Here is a 20,522-nt window from a genome sequence, read left to right as displayed (position 1 = left end):
ACAAAGTAACGCGAAAAAAGACACAAAAAAAGCCACCCCTTCAAGGGATGGCTTTCTTCGTTTGGAATGTTTTTACCTGGCATCGAGCTATTTTCTCAGGGGGCTACCCCCCAAATATCGTCGCCGCTGCTGCGTTTCACAACCGAGTTCGAGATGGATCGGAGTGGTTCCACAGCGCTATGGACACCAGGATAGAAAATTCCCAAGGTTTGATCCCTGAGAACTGCATAGCGTCATCACCTCAACTTTCGTCTTGATGATGCAATCTGGATTCAATAAAGTTGTTTCAAGGCAAGAACCAAGTGTTGGTCAAGCCCTCGGTCTATTAGTACTCCTCCGCTGCATCCATTACTGAACTTCGACGTAGAGCCTATCAACGGGTGTTCTTCCCGTGACCTTACTGGGTTACCCCATGGGAATACTCATCTTGAGGTGGGCTTCCCACTTAGATGCTTTCAGCGGTTATCCACTCCACACATGGCTACCCAGCGTTTACCGTTGGCACGATAACTGGTACACCAGAGGTGTGTTCCTCCCGGTCCTCTCGTACTAGGGAGAAATCCTCTCAATATTCCTACGCATACACCGGATATGGACCGAACTGTCTCACGACGTTCTGAACCCAGCTCGCGTACCGCTTTAATGGGCGAACAGCCCAACCCTTGGGACCGACTTCAGCCCCAGGTTGCGATGAGCCGACATCGAGGTGCCAAACCTCCCCGTCGATGTGAACTCTTGGGGGAGATCAGCCTGTTATCCCTAGAGTAACTTTTATCCGTTGAGCGACGGCCCTTCCACTCAGAACCGTCGGATCACTAAAGCCGACTTTCGTCCCTGTTCGACTTGTAGGTCTCACAGTCAAGCTTCCTTCTGCTTTTGCACTCGTCGGCTGATTTCCAACCAGCCTGAGGAAACCTTTGCGCGCCTCCGTTACCTTTTAGGAGGCGACCGCCCCAGTCAAACTGCCCACCTGATACTGTCCGCTCCCCGGATAACGGGTGAACGTTAGAACCCTAGCTCTGAAAGAGTGGTATCTCACCATTGACTCCCTAGCACCCACGAGCACTAGATCAACGTCTCCCACCTATCCTGCGCATTCAGAGCCCGGGCACAATACCAAGCTACAGTAAAGCTTCATAGGGTCTTTCTGTCCGGGTGTATGTAGTCCGCATCTTCACAGACAATTCTATTTCGCCGAGCCTCTCTCCGAGACAGCGCCCTGATCGTTACGCCTTTCGTGCGGGTCGGAACTTACCCGACAAGGAATTTCGCTACCTTAGGACCGTTATAGTTACGGCCGCCGTTCACCGGGGCTTCAGTCGCCAGCTTCGCTTACGCTGACCGGCTTCCTTAACCTTCCGGCACTGGGCAGGCGTCAGCCCCCATACATCGTCTTGCGACTTAGCGGAGACCTGTGTTTTTGGTAAACAGTCGCCAGGGCCTCTTCACTGCGACCACATTGCTGTGGCACCCCTTCTCCCGAAGTTACGGGGCCATTTTGCCGAGTTCCTTAGAGAGAGTTACCTCGCGCACCTCGGTATTCTCTACCACCCCACCTGTGTCGGTTTCGGGTACTGGCAGTTATGCCTTAACGGGTATAGAGCTTTTCTTGGAAGCATGACATCACCAACTTCGCTGCCGTAGCAGCTCGTACTCACGCCTCAGCTCGGATCGTTTTCGCCGATCCTCAACGCCTCGAACGCTTGAACCAGTAACCAACATCTGGCTTGGCTAGCCTTCTCCGTCCCTCTTCCCAAAACATAACCGGTACAGGAATGTTGACCTGTTATCCATCGACTACGCCTTTCGGCCTCGCCTTAGGTCCAGACTAACCCTCCGCGGACGAGCCTGCCGGAGGAACCCTTAGGGTTTCGGTGCATGGGATTCTCACCCATGTTTTCGCTACTCAAGCCGACATTCTCACTTCTATGCAGTCCACGCCCGCTCACGCTAACGCTTCGCCCCACATAGAACGCTCCCCTACCATAAATCCGCAGCTTCGGTACAACACTTAGCCCCATTCATTTTCGGCGCAGGATCGCTCGACCAGTGAGCTATTACGCACTCCTTTGAGGATGGCTGCTTCTAGGCAAACCTCCTGGTTGTCTGGGCAATCCCACCTCCTTTATCACTTAGTGTTGATTTGGGGACCTTAGCTGGCGGTCTGGGCTGTTTCCCTCTCGACCATGGAGCTTATCCCCCACAGTCTGACTGCCTCGCTACACACAGGGTATTCAGAGTTCATCTCGATTTGGTACCGCTCTCGCAGCCCGCACCGAAATGGTGGCTTTACCCCCCTGCTGGAGCACGAGACGCTACGCCTCAACGTATTTCGGGGAGAACCAGCTAGCTCCGGGTTCGATTGGCATTTCACCCCTAACCACAGCTCATCCGCTGATTTTTCAACATCAGTCGGTTCGGACCTCCACTTGGTATCACCCAAGCTTCATCCTGGCCATGGTTAGATCACCCGGGTTCGGGTCTATAAACACTGACAAACGCCCTATTCAGACTCGCTTTCGCTATGGCTCCACCATTTCCGGTTTAACCCGCCAGTGCCTATAAGTCGCCGGCTCATTCTTCAACAGGCACACGGTCACCCTATAAGTAGGGCTCCCATTGCTTGTAGGCTCACGGTTTCATGTTCTATTTCACTCCCCTCCCGGGGTTCTTTTCACCTTTCCCTCGCGGTACTGTTTCGCTATCGGTCACACAGGAGTACTTAGCCTTACGAGGTGGTCCTCGCTGATTCACACGGAATTCCACGTGCTCCGTGCTACTCGGGATACAGCTAGGTCAGTTCAGTTTTCGTGTACGGGGCTTTCACCCTCTGTGGCGTGTCTTTCAAACACTTCCACTAACATTCCTGATCCACATTGCTGTCCCACAACCCCAATGGTCGAAACCATTGGTTTAGGCTCTTCCCCGTTCGCTCGCCGCTACTTAGGGAGTCGTTTTTACTTTCCTTTCCTCCAGCTACTAAGATGTTTCAGTTCGCTGGGTTGGCTCGCGCCAGCCTATAGATTCAGCTGGCCGTTCTAGGGGTTGCCCCATTCGGAAATTCCCGGATCAAAGCGTGTTTCCAGCTCCCCGAGACTTATCGCAGGTAACCACGTCCTTCATCGCCTCTGTGTGCCAAGGTATCCGCCGTGAGCCCTTTGTAGCTTGACCAATGTATCTCCAACACGCTTGCTGTCGTTGAAACAGATTCTTCTAATTTCCACAAGTAGAAATTAAAATCAAACTCTCAAATGCTCGACACATTTGAAAGAACATGCTGGAGTCTCGGCTCTTGCTCTTAGAATTAACATCATCCTAAAGTGAATCAACACTCAAGAATGATGCATCTATGAGATGCTTTATTCTTTCCAGACTTACTATGCAGTTGTCAAGGTTCGGCCAGACATCAAAACAATGCATTGATCTCTCAATCCATTGCATCGAGCCCAGCATCCTATCAATCAAATCATGGAACAATGTCCATGCCTAAAATGACAAGAAGCTAGGATCATCTAGCGGACACATCTAAATCACAATCCATACGAGTTCATACTCCAGGTTTTGGAGATGGGGATTCATTGCAGTCAGTGGAGGTTAGGAGACTCGAACTCCTGACATCCTGCTTGCAAAGCAGGCGCTCTACCAACTGAGCTAAACCCCCTACACCGAATGGGCCATCCTGGACTTGAACCAGGGACCTCACCCTTATCAGGGGTGCGCTCTAACCACCTGAGCTAATGGCCCAGGAGTCTCATCCCTAATGGGTTGTGAACTAGACAAAGTTTAGGAACTAAAAATCTCCACTAAGCAGTCATCCATTGCTGGAACTCTTAGCTTCAAAGTTGAGGTACCGATCGACCTAAGGTGACAGGATTTTGGCCTAAGAATAAAGAACTCAGACATCAAAATCGTTGTTTGTCTCCCTGTTAGGAGGTGATCCAGCCGCACCTTCCGGTACGGCTACCTTGTTACGACTTCACCCCAGTCATCAGCCCCACCTTCGACGTCCTCCTCCACAAGGGTTGGAGTAACGGCTTCGGGCGTGGCCAACTTCCATGGTGTGACGGGCGGTGTGTACAAGGCCCGGGAACGTATTCACCGCAGTATGCTGACCTGCGATTACTAGCGATTCCTCCTTCACGTAGGCGAGTTGCAGCCTACGATCTGAACTGAGCCACGGTTTATGGGATTTGCTTGTCCTCGCGAACTTGCTGCCCTTTGTCCGTAGCATTGTAGTACGTGTGTAGCCCAGGATGTAAGGGGCATGATGACTTGACGTCATCCACACCTTCCTCCGGTTTATCACCGGCGGTCTCTCTAGAGTGCCCAACTAAATGCTGGCAACTAAAGACGTGGGTTGCGCTCGTTGCGGGACTTAACCCAACATCTCACGACACGAGCTGACGACAGCCATGCACCACCTGTCACTGCGCTCCCGAAGGCACTCTCAAGTTTCCAAGAGATTCGCAGGATGTCAAACCCTGGTAAGGTTCTTCGCGTTGCATCGAATTAAACCACATACTCCACCGCTTGTGCGGGCCCCCGTCAATTCCTTTGAGTTTCACACTTGCGTGCGTACTCCCCAGGCGGAACACTTAACGCGTTGGCTACGACACCGGAGGGGTCGATTCCCCCGACACCTAGTGTTCATCGTTTACGGCCAGGACTACAGGGGTATCTAATCCCTTTCGCTCCCCTGGCTTTCGTCCATGAGCGTCAGTGATGGCCCAGCAGAGCGCCTTCGCCACTGGTGTTCTTCCCGATATCTACGCATTTCACCGCTACACCGGGAATTCCCTCTGCCCCTACCACACTCAAGCCCAACAGTTTCCACTGCCATGATGGAGTTAAGCTCCACTTTTTAACAGCAGACTTGTAGGGCCGCCTGCGGACGCTTTACGCCCAATAATTCCGGATAACGCTTGCCACTCCCGTATTACCGCGGCTGCTGGCACGGAATTAGCCGTGGCTTATTCATCAAGTACCGTCAGATCTTCTTCCTTGATAAAAGAGGTTTACAGCCCAGAGGCCTTCATCCCTCACGCGGCGTTGCTCCGTCAGGCTTTCGCCCATTGCGGAAAATTCCCCACTGCTGCCTCCCGTAGGAGTCTGGGCCGTGTCTCAGTCCCAGTGTGGCTGATCATCCTCTCAGACCAGCTACTGATCGATGCCTTGGTGAGCTCTTACCTCACCAACTAGCTAATCAGACGCGGGCTCATCCTCAGGCGAAATTCATTTCACCTCTCGGCATATGGGGTATTAGCGGCCGTTTCCAACCGTTATCCCCCTCCTGAGGGCAGATTCCCACGCGTTACTCACCCGTCCGCCACTAACCCGAAGGTTCGTTCGACTTGCATGTGTTAAGCACGCCGCCAGCGTTCATCCTGAGCCAGGATCAAACTCTCCGTTGTAGATCAATCCCTTTTGGTTCTCACCTCAGATTGACTTGCTTCACCCACAATCTCAGCACTGGCGTACTGGTTGCAGTTGTCGCCCCCTTCCTCTGACAGAAGGATTCACAAGAGTGCAAATTTAGAATCTCTTCCTCGTTTGACTTTCCAGGATCTCAGATCCGGTCGTTGCTCCACATTGCGCACACCGACAACTCAACGGTTCGTGAAAACCTTCAAGTTGTAAGCACAATGCTTCTCTGCAACTAAAATGTTGTTGACGGGACCTCACACCTTTATCGCAATATCATTTAGTTCCCATTAAAACCTCGCGGCTTTAACTCAAACTAAACGCGATAAAAGCGTCAGTTCCTAAACTTTTCAATTGTCCAGGTTCTGGCTTTGCGTTCCCTTTCAGAAACGGTCGGCCTGCGGTCTCGCGACCGCCTGTGAAACTTACAACATCGTGGGATCTCTCCCCCAACCTCGTAAGCACCCGCTGAACACTTCAAGCTTTCGCTCTTTGCGTCCCTCGGCTGCGCCTCGGAGTGTGACTCCCCCGCGCAGTCCAAAAACATAACCCACCGCGCACCCTCATTGCAACCTTTCGGGGTTGAGAGCATCTCCAGACTTGCTTCCACTGGCCAGAGCAAAGTCCATCACTAAGTTTTGAGCAATGGTCGCAAAAGCACCATGGCCGAACGCTTCAGCCAACAGAACCAGAGGGTCCGTCCCAGCTCCAAAGAAGATCAGGTCGTTCAAAAGGCCAAAGAGCATTTCGAACGCACGCTGATTCCTATTGCTGGCAGCCTGGCAGGAAGCGTTGCTGCTCTCCAACACCCTCGTGATGACGAGGCCCTCAATTACGGGGAGATCTTCCTGCGCGACAACGTGCCAGTGATGGTCTACCTGTTGACGCAAAAAAGGTTCAAAGTCGTCAAGCAGTTTCTCCAGATCTGCCTCGACCTGCAGAGCACGACCTATCAGACCCGTGGTGTATTCCCAACAAGTTTTGTTGAGGAGAACGGAGAGCTCATTGCCGATTACGGCCAACGTTCAATCGGACGGATCACATCTGTCGACGCCAGTCTCTGGTGGCCAATCCTCTGCTGGATGTACGTCAAAGCCAGTGGGGACGAACAATTTGGATCCACCCCAGGCGTCCAGCGAGGGGTCCAACTGTTGTTGGACCTCGTTCTTCACCCCACGTTTGAGGGCACACCGGTGCTGTTTGTTCCGGATTGTGCGTTCATGATCGATCGCCCCATGGACGTATGGGGTGCACCCCTTGAAGTCGAAGTGCTCCTCTATGCCTCCCTTCGTTGCTGCTCCCAGCTCATGGAGCTCGGCCTACGGAATCAAAACAGTCGCCTGCTCGATCAACGTTTGGTGCTCACACGCCAGTGGATTCATGATCTCCGCAAATTTTTGCTGAAGCACTACTGGGTGACCAGTAAAACGATGCAAGTTTTAAGACGAAGGCCCACGGAGCAATACGGCGACAATCAGCACCAAAACGAATTCAACGTGCAGCCACAAGTGATCCCTGATTGGCTGCAGGATTGGCTTGAGAACCGCGGTGGCTATTTGATCGGCAACATCCGTACCGGCCGACCCGATTTCCGCTTTTACAGTCTTGGCAATTCCCTGGGCTGTCTTTTCGGACTTCTCACAGCACCGCAACAGCGTGCACTGTTTCGGCTCACGCTTCACAACCGCAATCATCTGATGGCACAGATGCCAATGCGGATTTGCCACCCACCCATGGAAACGCTGGAGTGGCAAAACAAGACCGGATCCGACCCTAAGAACTGGCCGTGGAGTTACCACAATGGTGGCCATTGGCCGAGCCTTCTTTGGTATTTCGGAGCTTCGATTCTTCTCCATGAACGCCGTCACCCCAATGCAGACATCCTCCTGATGGGGCAGATGAAGGCGATGCTTGAAGATTGTTACTGGAGCCAGCTCAACCAACTGCCAAGACAACAATGGGCTGAATATTTCGATGGGCCCACAGGCACTTGGATGGGCCAGCAATCACGCACTTATCAAACCTGGACCATCGTTGGATTTCTACTGCTCCATCACTTCCTTCGGGTGAAGCCTGATGATGTGGACATGCTCGACCTTGACGGACCGAGCTCATAAAACAACAGCTCAAAAAAACAGCACAAAATAAAACCCCCAGCCATGGGCTAGGGGTTTTGTCTGAGAGTGGTTGGTTTAGAACAAACCGAGGGTTAGTGACTTGTCGATAGGCATCGCAGCACCGATTCCCAAATAGATGGTGGTAGCTGTACCGAACAGGAACACTGCCATCGCGATAGGACGGCGGAATGGGTTCTGGAACTTGTTAAAGCTCTCAATGAATGGAATGAGCATCAAACCAAGAGGAACCAAGGTTTGCAATGCAATACCGAGAAGCTTGTTAGGAACAACCCTAAGGATCTGGAACACCGGATAGAGATACCACTCAGGGAGGATTTCAAGCGGTGTGGCAAACGGATCAGCTTTGTCACCCAGCATGGCTGGATCTAATACAGAGAGACCAACGATGCACGCAATGGTGCCAAGGATAACGACAGGGAAGATGTAGAGAAGATCATTGGGCCATGCAGGCTCACCGTAGTAGTTGTGACCCATGCCTTTAGCGAGCTTCGCCCGCAGCTTGGGGTCGGTGAGATCAGGCTTCTTGAGAATATGCATGGTGCGAAGCAGTAATGAACGAACGGTAAATGGGAAAGTCCGAAACTTGAATCAGTGCGTAAAGCAACTGAAATGGATCACAAAGGACCAGAAATGCCCTGCTTACGGATCATCAAGAAGTGCATGAGCATGAAGACTGCAAGCAACCAAGGCATCACGAATGTGTGAAGGCTGTAGAAGCGAGTGAGTGTGGACTGGCCAACACTTTCTCCACCGCGCAACAGCTCAACCATGAAGTCACCAACCACCGGGATGGCAGCGGGGACTCCCGAAACGATCTTGACGGCCCAGTAACCAACTTGATCCCAAGGGAGTGAGTAGCCGGTCACTCCGAAGGAAACCGTGATCACAGCCATGGTCACACCGGTTACCCAGGTGAGTTCACGGGGACGCTTGAAGCCACCTGTGAGGTAAACACGGAAGACATGCAGAATCAGCATGAGCACCATCATTGAGGCACTCCATCGATGAACGGAGCGAATGAGCCAGCCAAAGCTCACGTCGGTCATCAGGTACTGAACTGAGCTGTAAGCCTCAGCCACAGTTGGCTTGTAATAGAAGGTCATCGCGAACCCGGTCGCGAACTGAATCAGGAAGCAAACAAGCGTGATGCCGCCCAGGCAATAGAAAATATTGACGTGGGGCGGAACGTACTTGGTGCTGAAATCATCAGCGATGTCCTGAATTTCAAGACGTTCCTGGAACCAGTCGTAGACAGGTGAGGAGTTCGCCATGCAAAGGTCGGTTTGGATTGCGAGAGTCTACCGATGACGCTCCAGCCGACGCGACAGAATGAAGCTGATGTTGCCGATTGTTAATTACATGAGAAAAGGCCTGCGGCAGCTGGCCTCTGGCTTGGCCTCCCTTTTGCTTTGCAGCCTCTTAATTCCAGCGCCTGCTCTGGCTCTCAACGATGCCCAGCAGTTGGTGGTTGAAACCTGGCGCCTCGTGAATCAGAGCTATGTCGACCCCTCGACTTTCGACCGAATTCACTGGAAGCGTCTGCGTCAGAAGGCTCTCGAGCAGAAGATCGAAACCAGCGAGCAGGCCTACAGCGCCATCGAAGCCATGCTTGAGCCCCTCGATGATCCCTACACACGTCTGTTGAGACCTGACGATTACTCCGTCATGAAATCCAGCAACTCGGGAAGCCTGAGTGGAGTAGGGCTTCAACTTGGCCATCACAACGATGAAGATTCAGTCGTTGTGATCGCGGCACTCGAGGGGTCACCCGCCGCTGACGCTGGCGTGGTCAGCGGCGCGGCGCTGCTGGCAGTGAACGGAGAATCAACCGCTCTGCTTGGACTTGAAACCACAGCGGCACGCTTGCGAGGGGATGTAGGAACACAGGTTTTGCTGACTGTGCAACCCCCTCATGGAGAGACGGAAGAACTCACACTGGAACGACGCAATGTTGACCTGCGCCCAGTGCGAACACGCCGTCTTCGCAGTGACACCCATACCCTTGGCCATCTTCGAATCACACAATTCAGCGAAGGCGTACCAAAGCAAGTGCAAGAAGCCTTGCAAGAACTGACCGACAAAGGGGTGGAAGGGGTCGTACTTGACCTTCGGAACAACTCTGGAGGGCTCGTCAGCGGCGGACTCGCTGTTGCTGACGCCTTCCTAGACCAAGAGCCAATTGTGGAAACACGCAATCGAGATGGAATTGCTGATCCCATCCAATCGAACCCAATCACGTTGTACGACGGTCCGATGGTGACCTTGGTCAACGCTGGCACCGCGAGTGCCAGCGAGATCCTCGCGGGGGCTCTTCAGGACAATGATCGATCACTCCTACTCGGCAGTGAAACCTTCGGCAAAGGACTCATTCAGACCCTCACCAATCTGAGCGATGGCAGTGGTTTGGCCGTCACTGTGGCCGGCTATGTCACCCCAAGCGGACGTGACATTCAGGGGCAAGGAATTACCCCAGATCGCTTGCTAGATCAGCCCGAGCCGCTGAATCCCGGTGGAGAAGGAGACCGCTGGCTGACGGATGCCGCACGAGTGTTGGAAGCCATCATCGATCGACAGACTGCGGAATCTCCCCCAACAACTGAGCTCAGCCATGAAGAGGAGATCGCAGCAACGGCATGAGTAGCCGCACTTATCACGACCCTCTTCATGGCGGCATCGCGCTCAATACAGACGACCCAGCAGAAGCGCTGGTGCTCGAGCTCGTTGACGCAGCTCCCTTTCAAAGGCTGCGGCGCATTCGCCAGCTCGGGCCTGCATTTTTAACCTTCCACGGCGCTGAATCGAGCCGGTTCACCCACTCTCTTGGCGTGTTCCACATCGCACGACAGGCCTTTCAGGGCTTGTTGGCCATGGATCCATCGCTGGAACGTCATCGTGGCGTGCTTTATGCAGCAGCCCTGCTCCATGACTTGGGTCATGCGCCCCTGAGCCACACCGGCGAGGAAATGTTTGGCACCCACCATGAACATTGGTCCGCACGCATTGTTCGAGAGCACCCGGCGATCCAGGAGCCACTCGAACGATTCCAACCGGGAAGCTCAGAGGCCGTGGCCGCACTTCTAGAGCACGGCAGCACAGAACGCAGGGTGATTAAGGACCTTGTGAGCAGCCAACTCGACTGCGACAGACTCGATTACTTGCTGCGCGATAGCTACAGCACAGGGACGAGCTATGGCCAGCTTGATTTAGAGAGAATCCTGGCTGCACTCACCCTGGCGCCAGATGGGGAACTCGCGATTCATCCCAAGGGTCTAATGGCCGTCGAGCACTACCTCGTGGTGCGAAACCTGATGTACCGCAGTGTTTACAACCACCGCCTCAATGTGGTCTGCAATTGGCTGCTGGAACAAATGATCCGTCTAGCCCGTGAGCTTGGTCCCGATGATGTCTGGACAGATTCAACGATGCAGCGCTGGCTTTGGTCTGCCCATGAGCTCGACCTGGAGTCCTACCTTGCTAACGATGACCTGCGAACTGGCTATCACTTGTTGCGCTGGCGAGAGGAAGCTCCTCGCCCACTCGCTGAGCTGTGTGATCGGTTTCTCAACCGACGACTCCTGAAAGCCCTCGATGTAGACAGTCTTTCAAAAGAGAAACAGCTCGAATGCTTGGCCCTAGCCAGGGGATTAGCTGAAGCGGAAGGTTTAGATCCGAGTTTGTGCTGCGGACTACGGCATCAACAATTGCATGGTTATCACCCCTATCGCGGGGGCCTAAGACTTTGGAATGGCCAGCAACTTCAAGCGCTTGAGCAATGCTCAGAACTCGTTAGAAGCCTGAGCAAACCGGCCAGCACCAGCTGGCTGATCTATCCAAAACAGATCAGTCAGGAACTGAAACGAAAGGTGGGCCAATACCTGGCGCACCTCTAACGTCAGCCTCCACCCTTGATCACGTCGGTGGCTTTGACCCAAGAGACCTCTCAAGCTGCATGCCATCGCCTGGTTTTGCCCACCAACCGGCACATCCCTTGGCAGGACACCTTGGCGGACCAACTCAATGGTCTTGAGGGCAAGGATCTTGAATTGGATAGCGGGGAGTGGTTGCTGAATTGCCGAGTGCTCTCTGCCTTGCAAGCTCAACTTGAGGACCGTCAATGTCGATTGCTGTCGATCAAAAGCTGCAATCCACACACTGTGGTCAGCGCCAATGCGCTTGGCATTCCAGCTCAGCTCATGTCGCCGCAGCTCGCTGATCCACATCCTGAAAGTCGCGAAGACCAGCAGGCTCCAGCCCTGTTAATCCATCGAGCGACCCTGCGATCGGGTGACCATCTCAAAGCACGCCATCACGTTTTGCTCATTGGCGATGTCAATCCAGGCGCTCAAATCAGTGCAGGAGGGAACGTCCTGATCTGGGGACGCCTCCGTGGATGCGCCCACGCGGGGGTTCAGGGTGATTTAAACGCCCGCATTACGGCATTACAGCTCCGACCGCTTCAGCTACGAATCGCAGATCTAGTCGCTAGAGGACCAGAGGAAAAACCTCAACCTGGACTAGCGGAGGAAGCGCGGATTGTGGATGGAGAGATTGCAATCGAACCTGCTGATCCCCGCAGTGACTTACTGATGCAGAAGCTTTCAGCTGATTCGAACAAACAAGGGCACTAACACTTAACCTAGCCACATCAACCGCGACAACGTGACGTCAAATTCGCGAACGATCTTGATCTGCTCCGGCAAGGGGGGCGTTGGGAAGACCACCCTGACGGCCAACTTGGGGATTGCCCTTGCCCAGCTTGGGTCCAGCACTGTAGTTCTGGATGCTGACTTCGGTTTGCGCAACCTTGATCTGTTGCTTGGACTCGAGAATCGCATTGTCTACACAGCACAGGAGGTTTTAGCCGAGACCTGTCGCTTGGACCAGGCCCTCGTAAAGCACAAGCAAGTCCCCAATCTGGCGTTGCTACCGGCTGGCAACCCTCGAATGCTCGAGTGGCTCAAACCGGAAGACATGCAGGCCATTGCCTCCATGCTGGAAAAACGATTTGATTACGTGTTGATCGACTGCCCCGCAGGCATTGAAGACGGCTTCAAAAACGCCGTTGCAGCTGCCCGGGAAGCCATTGTGATCACCACGCCTGAAGTGTCGGCAGTACGAGATGCAGATCGCGTGATCGGATTGCTCAACACCCACGGGGTGACACCAGTCCAGCTCGTCCTCAACCGAGTCAGGCCGAAAATGATGGCCAATCAAGAGATGCTCGCTGTGGATGACGTCACCGACATCTTGGCCCTCCCCTTGCTCGGACTAGTGCTGGAAGATGAGCAGGTGATCGTGAGCACTAATCGGGGCGAACCTCTCACCTTGAATGGAACAAAATCACCAGCAGCCAAGGCCTACGGCAATATTGCTGGCCGTCTTCAAGGCGAAGACATTCCATTGCTGGATCCTTCCAAGGAGCGTTCGGGCCTACGGGCCACAGTGCGCCGCTTGATGCAAACGAAGATCTTCTGAGCTGATGACTCTCCGTGACCTTGTCGACAAATTGCTTGGGCGTCAACCAGCAAGTGCCAGTACTGCCAGAGACAGGCTTCAACTTGTTCTGGCCCACGACCGCAGCGACCTAAGCCCTGAGCTTCTCGACCAAATGCGTCGTGAAATTTTTGAAGTGGTGGCTAAATACGTCGACATCGACCTAGAGGAAGGGGATGTGAGCCTGGAAACCGAGGATCGTGTAACGGCCCTAGTTGCCAACTTGCCGTTTCGTCGACCTATTGCTTCAGCTCCTCCCAAATCTGATTAACGGGGAATGGTTCTAGAAGCATCTTCAGACGTTATGACTGAGAAAGGCTTCACCCCCGCAGAAACCACCGTGGTCCAACTCCTCCTTGAGGGGCTTAGCAATCGGGCCATCGCTTCGAGACTGGTGGTCAGCATCCGCACTGTGGAAAGTCACATCAGCAACGCTCTCGATAAAAGTGGTTGCCGTTCGAGACTTGAGCTTTCAATGTGGTGGCTCAGAACCCATGAAGAGTCCACAAGAACGCGCAGCGTTAAACTCCCAACAATGCCGGCTTAGCTCAGTGGTAGAGCAGCGCTTTTGTAAAGCGAAGGTCATCGGTTCAAATCCGTTAGCCGGCTTCAGACACGATCTGTAAGGGCACGATCAGCTCTTCTTCTGCACGGTGGGTCATCGGATTGAACGACCTGTAAAGATCCAGATCCCAACGAAGACAATCATCCATGGGAGCAGGTTGAAACCAACCAATGGCGTGAGCAGTTGGACCACCGGTTCATACAGCCAGTGCATGGCCGTTTGGAGCAAAATCAACGCAGCGATTAACCAGAGCATTCGGGAAGGCTCACCACACCTACTGGCATCACAGCGCCTCTGCGCAGGCAATGCCAGTCTTGAGGTCCTCGCCAAGCAATCACCGAGCTCGCTTGACAGGAAGGGGCTGGCCAAGGGATTGGTGCCAGCAACGGCAAGTCTGGAAATGCGTCAGCCGCCTCCGTTTCGGTTCGACTGGCTGGCTCTCCCGAAAAATTGGCACTGGTCGTGGCAAGCGGACCGCTGCAACGCAGAAGATCCAACATGGGCTTACAAGCTGGGATGCGCAAACCAAGGGTTGCGCATCCAGGGTTGAGAGTCTCTGCGCAGGGACCAAAGGCTGGCAAGACCAGGGTGAGGGCCCCTGGCCAGTGCAGTTGCGCAAGTGCAATGGCATCGGCTCGGGCAGCGGGGGAGACATGACACAACAACGCATCAACGTCAGCACCCATCAGGATCAACGGCTTGTCCTGTGGCCGTTTTTTCAATCTCCAAATTTGAGCCGCATGCTCTGGCATCGAAGCCAATGCCGGGAGGGTGTCTGTTGGCAGTAAGGCTGCGCCGCCAGCACGCAAATGCGCTTCGATGCCATCGCGATCGAACAGATTGAGGGGATTGATCGTCATCATTCATCCCTCTGCTGGTCGGTCGTAAACGACAGGTTCGCAAGACCGCTGCGCAAGAGCAAAGCGAGGGATGCCCTGAAGGTCATCACGGGCTTCTGGCCGTTCAAGACCTGCATCACTGAGCAACTTCAGCACCATCGCACTCTGGTCATGGTGATGCTCCAGGAGGATCCATCCGCCTGGAGCTAGTGCTCTGCTTGCATCTCGGATGATCTGCCTGCAACAGTCGAGTCCATCCTCACCACCACAAAGAGCCAAATGAGGCTCATGGTCTTTAACAACTGGCGCAAGTTCATCCATCACAGCCGTTGGGATGTAAGGCGGATTGCTGAGCACCAGGTCCAACTGCCCCCACCATGGTTTGAGCGGTTCCCACCAGCTGCCGAGATGGAGTTGCCAACCACTTTCTCCAGCTAGGGCAATCAGATTGCGTTTAGCAAGAGCAAGCGCACTGTCACTGGAGTCCACAGCATGGCCCTGCCAGCGAGGGAAAACACGGGCAAGAGCCGCGGCCAAAGCTCCCGAGCCTGTTCCCAAGTCGGCCCAGACGCCTTCCCCAACGCGCGCATCCTCCGGCAAACACTGCAAAGCGAAGTCGATGAGCAGCTCAGTTTCTTGGCGGGGAATCAAGGCAGCCGACGACACCTCCAGCTCAAGATCTCGCCATGGACACATGCCAACCAAGTGCTGAAGAGGAATGTGCTGATCGCGATGTTGAACCCAAAGATCGGTGAGCTGTTGCAAGGAGGAACTCAGCTCGATCTCAACATCTGGGCAAATTCGTAGCTTTTGAAGATCACTCCACGAGCAATCTGCGGCCATCGAAAGCAGCCAATCCAAATCGACAGGGCGTCCACCCTGACGAATCAGCTCACGCCTCCACATCAGTAGATCTGTTCCCTTGCAGCGGATAACGCCCATTGAAGAAGGTTAAACGGACCGCCAACGCAGTCCAGGCTTGGGCTCGACAACACCCGCGAGCTCGAGCTGCAACAACTCATGCGCCAATTGATTGGGATTGCAGCTGAGTGCTGCAGAGAGCTGCTCAAGGGTGAGCCCTTCATCAACGCCACGCAGAAGCAAGGGATTCCGATCAACTGAAGACGGGGATCGGTCCAATGTGATCGACGCAGTCCTCGCGGCCGCAAGCGGTCCCGGACCTAGGGCCTCAACCAAGGATTCAGGCGATAGCAAGGGTGTTGCCCCCTTCTGCAACAAACCGTTGCTGCCCTGACAAGACCAACGCAGCGCATCCCCTGGAACCACCCAAACAGGACAATCCAGAGTGTGAGCAATCTGGGCTGATAGCAGTGAGCCGCTTGTCTCAGGGCACTCAACCACCACTAGGGCACAAGACACACTGACGAGAAGACGATTGCGTAAAGCAAAATTGGATCTCTGCACCCGCGCTCCGCGAGGACATTCGCTCAACAACAAGCCAGCAGATTCGACTTGAGCCTGCAGGGCCTCATGCTCAGGCGGATACACACGATCCAACGGCGTACCCAACACACCAACTGGAAGTCCACCCGCTGCAAGACACCCATGATGAGAGGTGGCATCAATTCCTTCGGCAAGACCACTCACCACGGGCCAACCAGCACGGGCGAGGCACTGACCAAGAGCATGCGCCATCCGACAGCCATGATCTGATGGTCGGCGCGTTCCCACCACAGCGACAGCCTTTTGAGCTGATAAGAGAGGCCAGCAATGCTTCTGCCCCGACCAGTGCACAGCAAGAGGAGGGCGCTGCAACGAGTCGAATGCGATCGGCCAGTCCAAATCCAGGGGGAACAGAGCATTGTCTGGAACCAAAAGGCTGGGGAGAGCCCCTTGGGTCAGCCGATAAGACTCGACACGTGCCATCAAGGAGTCGGGCCAGCAAAGCGCTTTTTGCAAACGCACAAGAGGCCATGACCACAGATCGGCCAAGGTCGCCTGATGGGCTTTAGCAACAGCCCTCAGCGCCCTAATCCTGGCAACACCCAGTCCGGGGCACGAGATCCATAACCACCACCAGCCACGCTCTCCCAACAACCCGCCGCAAGAACATTAGTACTACCACGTCATTGGCCTGGCCCCTGGGTCAATCGCTCTAGCGCTGTGGCAACGGATGGCGGCGGTCGGCGCAAAACCTGGCGTCGTCCACCGCCGAGACGGACCAACACCAACTCCACATGCGCCTCGAAAGCGCAATCACCATCGGCCCCCAACAGGCGCGTCTGCCAACGCCAGCGAGGGCCCTCAGGCGCAAGCGCATGACTTTCAAGCACAACCTGATCACCATGCAATAGGGCCCGCCTGTAAGACATCTCCAAGCGCACCACTGGCATCTCCAACCCTTCAAGCGCCATCAATCGGTAGGGAAGCCCCACAGCCGCAAGTGCTTCCACACGGGCCTCTTCCAACCAACCGACATAGGCGCCGTGCCACATCACACCGCCATGATCTGTGTGCTGTGGCAGCACACGCTTGTGTAATTGCCAAGGAAGACGCGTAACGCTCTCAATCACCATCAGCACGGTCTGGTGCATCAGCCATAGGCTGACGCAGACCTAACTCTTCATCGTGTTCAAAAATCTTCTGATTGCTGATTCCGGCAAAGGGCATGTCGGAGAAATGGTGAGGATGCTGCGGGACCTTCCAGGATTCAGGACTGCTCGCATCAACCTGCTCCACGTCGTCTCCGAGCAAGGCAAGGTCAACGCAGAAGATCATTGGACAACCGCTGGGAGCCTGCTTGCAAAAGCTGTGAGCCAATTAGGGCTTGACCCCAATGAAGTGAATTCGATCATCCGCCAAGGGGATGCCAAGCAAACCGTTCTGAAGGTGGCTGAAGAACTCAATGCCGACTTAATCGTGATGGGATCAAGAGGCCTTGGTCGCCTGCAGTCGATCCTGTCCAACAGCACCAGCCAATACGTGTTCCAACTTTCAACACGCCCCATGTTGCTGGTCCGTGACGACCTCTACGTCCGCCACGTGAATCGCCTCATGGTGACGATTGACGGAACTGGAGTTGGCGACGATGCTCTTCGGATTGCCTGTGAAATGGTTCGCGACATCCCAGGCGGACAGCTCACCGGAGTTCACATTGCGAGGCAAGACCTATCGGCCTCCCGGGGCGGAGACAACAAAGCCGATGGATTGCTTGCTGCCGCGGTTCAACGCGCTCGCAGCCTGGGCGTTGAACTCAAACCAATGCATATGGCGAATCCGGACATCGGCCGAGGGGTCTGCCAAGCAGCCGAAGACATTGGTGCCGACCTCGTCGTGATCGCATCACAAGACAGGCGGCCCCTTGTAGCCAGAGGCCTCGTGGATCTAGACAAGCTCCTTGGCGGTTCGATCAGCGATTACATCCGAGTCCACGCGCCTGCTCCGGTTCTTCTGGTCCGCGAGCCAGAAAAGAACTGAAGCGGACCAGTCTCGAACCAACAGCTGATCATGAGGAACCTTGTCGGCTGTTGGTCTGGATGAACAAGACGATCAGAAACACCGTCGGAACCAGGACGAACATGAGGCTGGCAACGAAGCCGAGATCGTTGGTTTCCATGGGGGATTAATGGTGCAAGGCCGAACGTATCATCGTTCGGCAGCCACGATGAACTTCAGCTCACCCCTCGTCACTGGGCGTAGCAGCCGAATCGGCAGCAGTCTCCTGTTCAGCCCCTTCTTCAGCGTCGTCAGCGCCCTCGACAACCGGCCATGCAGTTGGCCCTGCTGGCAGGGCTTCCGCGAGAGCAGCAGCTTTTTTCTTATCGAGTTCAGCCAGTCGAACTTGCGGGCGTGTCAGCACGATCACGGATTGCTCGACCAGCGCCTGACAAGCCAATCTCCAGGACTCAGGACGTCGCCTGAGCTTGTTGTCTTCAACACCGGTTCTGGCCGTCAAGGGCGCGTCGGCATCGGATCCCACAACATCGACGAAACAGGTGATGCACTGACCGCATCCACCACAATTCCCGAGCTGACCCTTCAAGCCGTAAAGCTCGATGTTTTCGCGCAGAGCGACCTCGCGAAGATTTTCACCTGGATAACACTCCACATCACGTCCTTCACGCAGAAAACGAATGACTGGCATGGAGCGCTCCAGCAATAAACGCCCACTTTGCGCCCCAAGGTTGCGTTTTGTAACCCCCTCAGCCAGACCTAAATGCGTCTGACAAGGGACGGAAGCACTGACAGGACTGCAGGGGAAAGATGTCAATTAGGCCCAACACAAGACATTGCAGCTCGCGACAACACACCCCACTCAATTGAGCGAACCCCCTACGATCGCTTGGTCTGTCTGCATCAGCAGCTCCGTTCCACCTGAACCTGACCCATGGGATTGCCCTGGTATCGGGTGCACACCGTCGTCATTAACGACCCCGGCCGACTCTTGGCCGTGCACCTCATGCACACTGCCCTCGTCGCCGGCTGGGCCGGCTCGATGGCCCTCTACGAACTCGCAATTTTTGATCCATCGGATCCAGTCCTGAACCCCATGTGGCGCCAGGGCATGTTTGTCATGCCCTTCATGTCGCGACTTGGCGTTACCGGAAGCTGGGGAGGTTGGAGTATCACCGGAGAAACGGGAGTCGATCCTGGCTTCTGGAGTTTCGAAGGCGTTGCAGCCGCTCATATCGTCTTCAGCGGTCTCTTGATGCTCGCTGCGATTTGGCACTGGACCTATTGGGATCTTGAGATTTGGCAAGACCCCCGTACGGGAGAGCCAGCTCTTGACCTTCCCAAAATTTTCGGCATCCACCTTCTCCTCGCGGGACTTGGTTGCTTTGGATTTGGTGCCTTTCACCTCACAGGTGTCTTCGGACCTGGCATGTGGATCTCTGATCCATATTCATTAACAGGCCATTTAGAAGCGGTACAACCGTCGTGGGGACCAGAAGGCTTCAACCCGTTTAATCCAGGCGGGATTGTGGCCCACCACATTGCCGCAGGCATCGTGGGCATCATTGCCGGTATCTTCCACATCACAACTCGACCGCCGGAGCGCCTCTATAAGGCCTTACGGATGGGCAACATTGAGACTGTGCTTGCGAGCGCCATCGCTGCGGTGTTCTTCGCTGCATTCATCGTGGCTGGAACCATGTGGTACGGCGCCGCCGCCACTCCTGTCGAACTGTTTGGCCCTACTCGATATCAGTGGGATCAGAGTTACTTCAAGACAGAAATCAATCGCCGCGTTCAAACGGCCCTTGACGAAGGAGCCTCCATGGACGAGGCCTACGCTGCGATACCTGAAAAACTGGCCTTCTATGACTATGTCGGCAACAGTCCTGCCAAAGGTGGTCTGTTCCGGGTTGGTCCAATGGTGAATGGAGACGGTCTGGCCACCGGATGGATTGGTCACCCTGTCTTCACCGACAAAGAAGGACGTGAACTTCAAGTCCGTCGTCTTCCCAACTTCTTCGAGAACTTCCCAGTTGTTCTTGAAGACAGCGATGGCATCGTTCGCGCTGACATTCCGTTCCGTCGTGCCGAAGCCAAGTATTCCTTCGAACAGAAGGGTGTTACAGCAACCGTTTATGGCGGTTCTCTCGATGGCAAGGTCTTCACTGATCCTGCTGACGTGAAACGTCTGGCCCGTAAGGCCCAACTCGGTGAAGGTTTTGAATTCGATCGCGAAACCTATAACTCGGACGGAACGTTCCGCAGTTCACCTCGTGGCTGGTTCACTTTCGGGCACGCCACTTTCGCCCTGCTCTTCTTCTTCGGTCACATCTGGCACGGTGCTCGCACCCTCTACCGTGACGTGTTCGCAGGAATCGATCCAGATCTTGGCGAACAGGTTGAATTCGGCCTCTTCCAAAAACTCGGCGACAAATCCACCCGTCGCCTACCCGAGGGATATGTTCCTCCCACGGGATCCACACCCCTCAGCTGATCGCTCTCAAGGAGACTCTCGATGGAAAGCTTCGCTTACATCCTCATCCTCGGCCTGGCGATTGCCACCTTGTTCTTCGCAATCGCATTTCGCGATCCACCGAAGATCGGTAAGTAGTCCATCCAGGAGATCTAACCCCGCTAAAAGCGGGGTTT

Annotated in this window: 18 protein-coding genes, 3 tRNA genes and 3 rRNA genes; 11 read left to right on the top strand and 13 right to left on the bottom strand. The window is 54.7% G+C overall.

The features are described from left to right. Positions 1-74: 74 nt before the first annotated feature. The 5 genes from rrf to SIC18_RS05560 all read right to left on the bottom strand — a co-directional run bounded on the left by rrf (position 75) and on the right by SIC18_RS05560 (position 5,411). Positions 75-191 (bottom strand): 5S ribosomal RNA (gene rrf, locus SIC18_RS05580). Positions 192-305: 114 nt separating this feature from the next. Continuing rightward, positions 306-3,171: ribosomal RNA gene (locus SIC18_RS05575) — 23S ribosomal RNA — on the bottom strand. A gap of 417 nt (positions 3,172-3,588) precedes the next feature. Then, positions 3,589-3,661, bottom strand: a tRNA-Ala gene (locus SIC18_RS05570). 9 nt (positions 3,662-3,670) lie between these two features. After that, positions 3,671-3,744 (bottom strand) — tRNA-Ile (locus SIC18_RS05565). Between the two features lie 182 nt (positions 3,745-3,926). Next, a 16S ribosomal RNA gene (locus tag SIC18_RS05560) occupies positions 3,927-5,411 on the bottom strand. The 16S, 23S and 5S rRNA genes sit together here with 2 tRNA genes alongside, the layout of an rRNA operon. Positions 5,412-6,083: 672 nt before the next feature. On the opposite strand from SIC18_RS05560, the gene SIC18_RS05555 reads away from it, so the two are divergent. Then, positions 6,084-7,538, top strand: a complete 1,455-nt coding sequence (locus SIC18_RS05555) for a glycoside hydrolase 100 family protein (RefSeq protein WP_048348470.1) — start codon at positions 6,084-6,086, stop codon at positions 7,536-7,538. A gap of 75 nt (positions 7,539-7,613) precedes the next feature. On the opposite strand, the gene petD is transcribed toward SIC18_RS05555, so the two are convergent. Both petD and petB read right to left on the bottom strand, forming a co-directional pair. After that, positions 7,614-8,096: a cytochrome b6-f complex subunit IV gene (gene petD / locus SIC18_RS05550; protein ID WP_006854933.1), complete on the bottom strand. Its 483-nt coding sequence runs from the start codon at positions 8,094-8,096 to the stop codon at positions 7,614-7,616. 77 nt (positions 8,097-8,173) lie between these two features. Continuing rightward, positions 8,174-8,830 (bottom strand): cytochrome b6, encoded by a 657-nt coding sequence (petB, locus tag SIC18_RS05545; RefSeq protein WP_006854932.1) that lies wholly within the window; start codon positions 8,828-8,830, stop codon positions 8,174-8,176. A 67-nt stretch (positions 8,831-8,897) separates the two neighbouring features. Here petB and ctpZ point away from each other — a divergent pair, with 67 nt between their 5' ends. The 7 genes from ctpZ (at position 8,898) to SIC18_RS05510 (ending at position 13,661) form a co-directional block, all read left to right on the top strand. Next, positions 8,898-10,196, top strand: a complete 1,299-nt coding sequence (ctpZ, locus tag SIC18_RS05540) for a carboxyl-terminal processing protease CtpZ (RefSeq protein WP_413430514.1) — start codon at positions 8,898-8,900, stop codon at positions 10,194-10,196. Next, positions 10,193-11,449 carry an HD domain-containing protein gene (locus SIC18_RS05535; RefSeq protein WP_048347999.1) on the top strand — a complete coding sequence of 419 codons (1,257 nt, stop codon included), beginning with the start codon at positions 10,193-10,195 and terminating at the stop codon, positions 11,447-11,449. The genes ctpZ and SIC18_RS05535 overlap by 4 nt, the downstream gene beginning before the upstream one ends. 27 nt (positions 11,450-11,476) lie before the next feature. Next, a complete protein-coding gene (gene minC, locus SIC18_RS05530) occupies positions 11,477-12,187 on the top strand; it encodes a septum site-determining protein MinC (protein ID WP_413430335.1) in 711 nt (236 codons plus the stop codon). Between the two features lie 31 nt (positions 12,188-12,218). Then, a complete protein-coding gene (minD, locus tag SIC18_RS05525; protein WP_048347997.1) occupies positions 12,219-13,034 on the top strand; it encodes a septum site-determining protein MinD in 816 nt (271 codons plus the stop codon). 4 nt (positions 13,035-13,038) lie between these two features. Continuing rightward, positions 13,039-13,323, top strand: coding sequence for a cell division topological specificity factor MinE (gene minE, locus SIC18_RS05520; protein WP_048347996.1), 285 nt, complete (start codon positions 13,039-13,041; stop codon positions 13,321-13,323). 6 nt (positions 13,324-13,329) lie between these two features. Then, positions 13,330-13,599 carry a response regulator transcription factor gene (locus tag SIC18_RS05515; RefSeq protein WP_413430334.1) on the top strand — a complete coding sequence of 90 codons (270 nt, stop codon included), beginning with the start codon at positions 13,330-13,332 and terminating at the stop codon, positions 13,597-13,599. After that, a tRNA-Thr gene (locus SIC18_RS05510) sits at positions 13,590-13,661 on the top strand. Before SIC18_RS05515 ends, SIC18_RS05510 begins: the two co-directional genes overlap by 10 nt. A gap of 198 nt (positions 13,662-13,859) precedes the next feature. Here the strand turns inward: SIC18_RS05510 and SIC18_RS05505 are convergent. Genes SIC18_RS05505 through SIC18_RS05490 form a run of 4 tightly spaced genes read right to left on the bottom strand, consistent with a single transcriptional unit; the run spans position 13,860 to position 16,993 of the window. Beyond that, positions 13,860-14,477, bottom strand: a complete 618-nt coding sequence (locus SIC18_RS05505) for a Sua5/YciO/YrdC/YwlC family protein (RefSeq protein ID WP_048347994.1) — start codon at positions 14,475-14,477, stop codon at positions 13,860-13,862. A gap of 3 nt (positions 14,478-14,480) precedes the next feature. Continuing rightward, on the bottom strand, positions 14,481-15,398 hold the full coding sequence (gene prmC / locus SIC18_RS05500) for a peptide chain release factor N(5)-glutamine methyltransferase (protein WP_413430333.1): 918 nt from the start codon (positions 15,396-15,398) through the stop codon (positions 14,481-14,483). 9 nt (positions 15,399-15,407) lie between these two features. Next, entirely contained in the window at positions 15,408-16,514 is a 1,107-nt protein-coding gene (locus SIC18_RS05495) for a DNA-processing protein DprA (protein ID WP_413430332.1), read from the bottom strand. 29 nt (positions 16,515-16,543) lie between these two features. Then, the gene (locus tag SIC18_RS05490) at positions 16,544-16,993 is read right to left on the bottom strand and encodes an acyl-CoA thioesterase (RefSeq protein WP_413430513.1); all 450 of its coding nucleotides are present in this window, start codon (positions 16,991-16,993) and stop codon (positions 16,544-16,546) included. A gap of 52 nt (positions 16,994-17,045) precedes the next feature. Between SIC18_RS05490 and SIC18_RS05485 the strand changes: the two genes are divergently transcribed. Then, positions 17,046-17,894 (top strand): universal stress protein, encoded by an 849-nt coding sequence (locus SIC18_RS05485; RefSeq protein ID WP_413430331.1) that lies wholly within the window; start codon positions 17,046-17,048, stop codon positions 17,892-17,894. Positions 17,895-17,922: 28 nt separating this feature from the next. On the opposite strand, the gene psbM is transcribed toward SIC18_RS05485, so the two are convergent. Beyond that, positions 17,923-18,033 (bottom strand): photosystem II reaction center protein PsbM, encoded by a 111-nt coding sequence (gene psbM, locus SIC18_RS05480; RefSeq protein WP_048347990.1) that lies wholly within the window; start codon positions 18,031-18,033, stop codon positions 17,923-17,925. 60 nt (positions 18,034-18,093) lie between these two features. Beyond that, on the bottom strand, positions 18,094-18,561 hold the full coding sequence (locus SIC18_RS05475) for a 2Fe-2S iron-sulfur cluster-binding protein (RefSeq protein WP_048347989.1): 468 nt from the start codon (positions 18,559-18,561) through the stop codon (positions 18,094-18,096). Between the two features lie 243 nt (positions 18,562-18,804). On the opposite strand from SIC18_RS05475, the gene psbB reads away from it, so the two are divergent. Beyond that, positions 18,805-20,367 carry a photosystem II chlorophyll-binding protein CP47 gene (psbB, locus tag SIC18_RS05470; RefSeq protein ID WP_048347988.1) on the top strand — a complete coding sequence of 521 codons (1,563 nt, stop codon included), beginning with the start codon at positions 18,805-18,807 and terminating at the stop codon, positions 20,365-20,367. Between the two features lie 21 nt (positions 20,368-20,388). After that, positions 20,389-20,484: a photosystem II reaction center protein T gene (locus tag SIC18_RS05465; protein WP_006854916.1), complete on the top strand. Its 96-nt coding sequence runs from the start codon at positions 20,389-20,391 to the stop codon at positions 20,482-20,484. Positions 20,485-20,522 lie beyond the last annotated feature (38 nt).

Source organism: Synechococcus sp. Cu2B8-bc1011, from assembly GCF_047302735.1.
Taxonomy (GTDB): domain Bacteria; phylum Cyanobacteriota; class Cyanobacteriia; order PCC-6307; family Cyanobiaceae; genus Synechococcus_C.
This window is presented reverse-complemented; position numbering and strand designations above follow the sequence as displayed.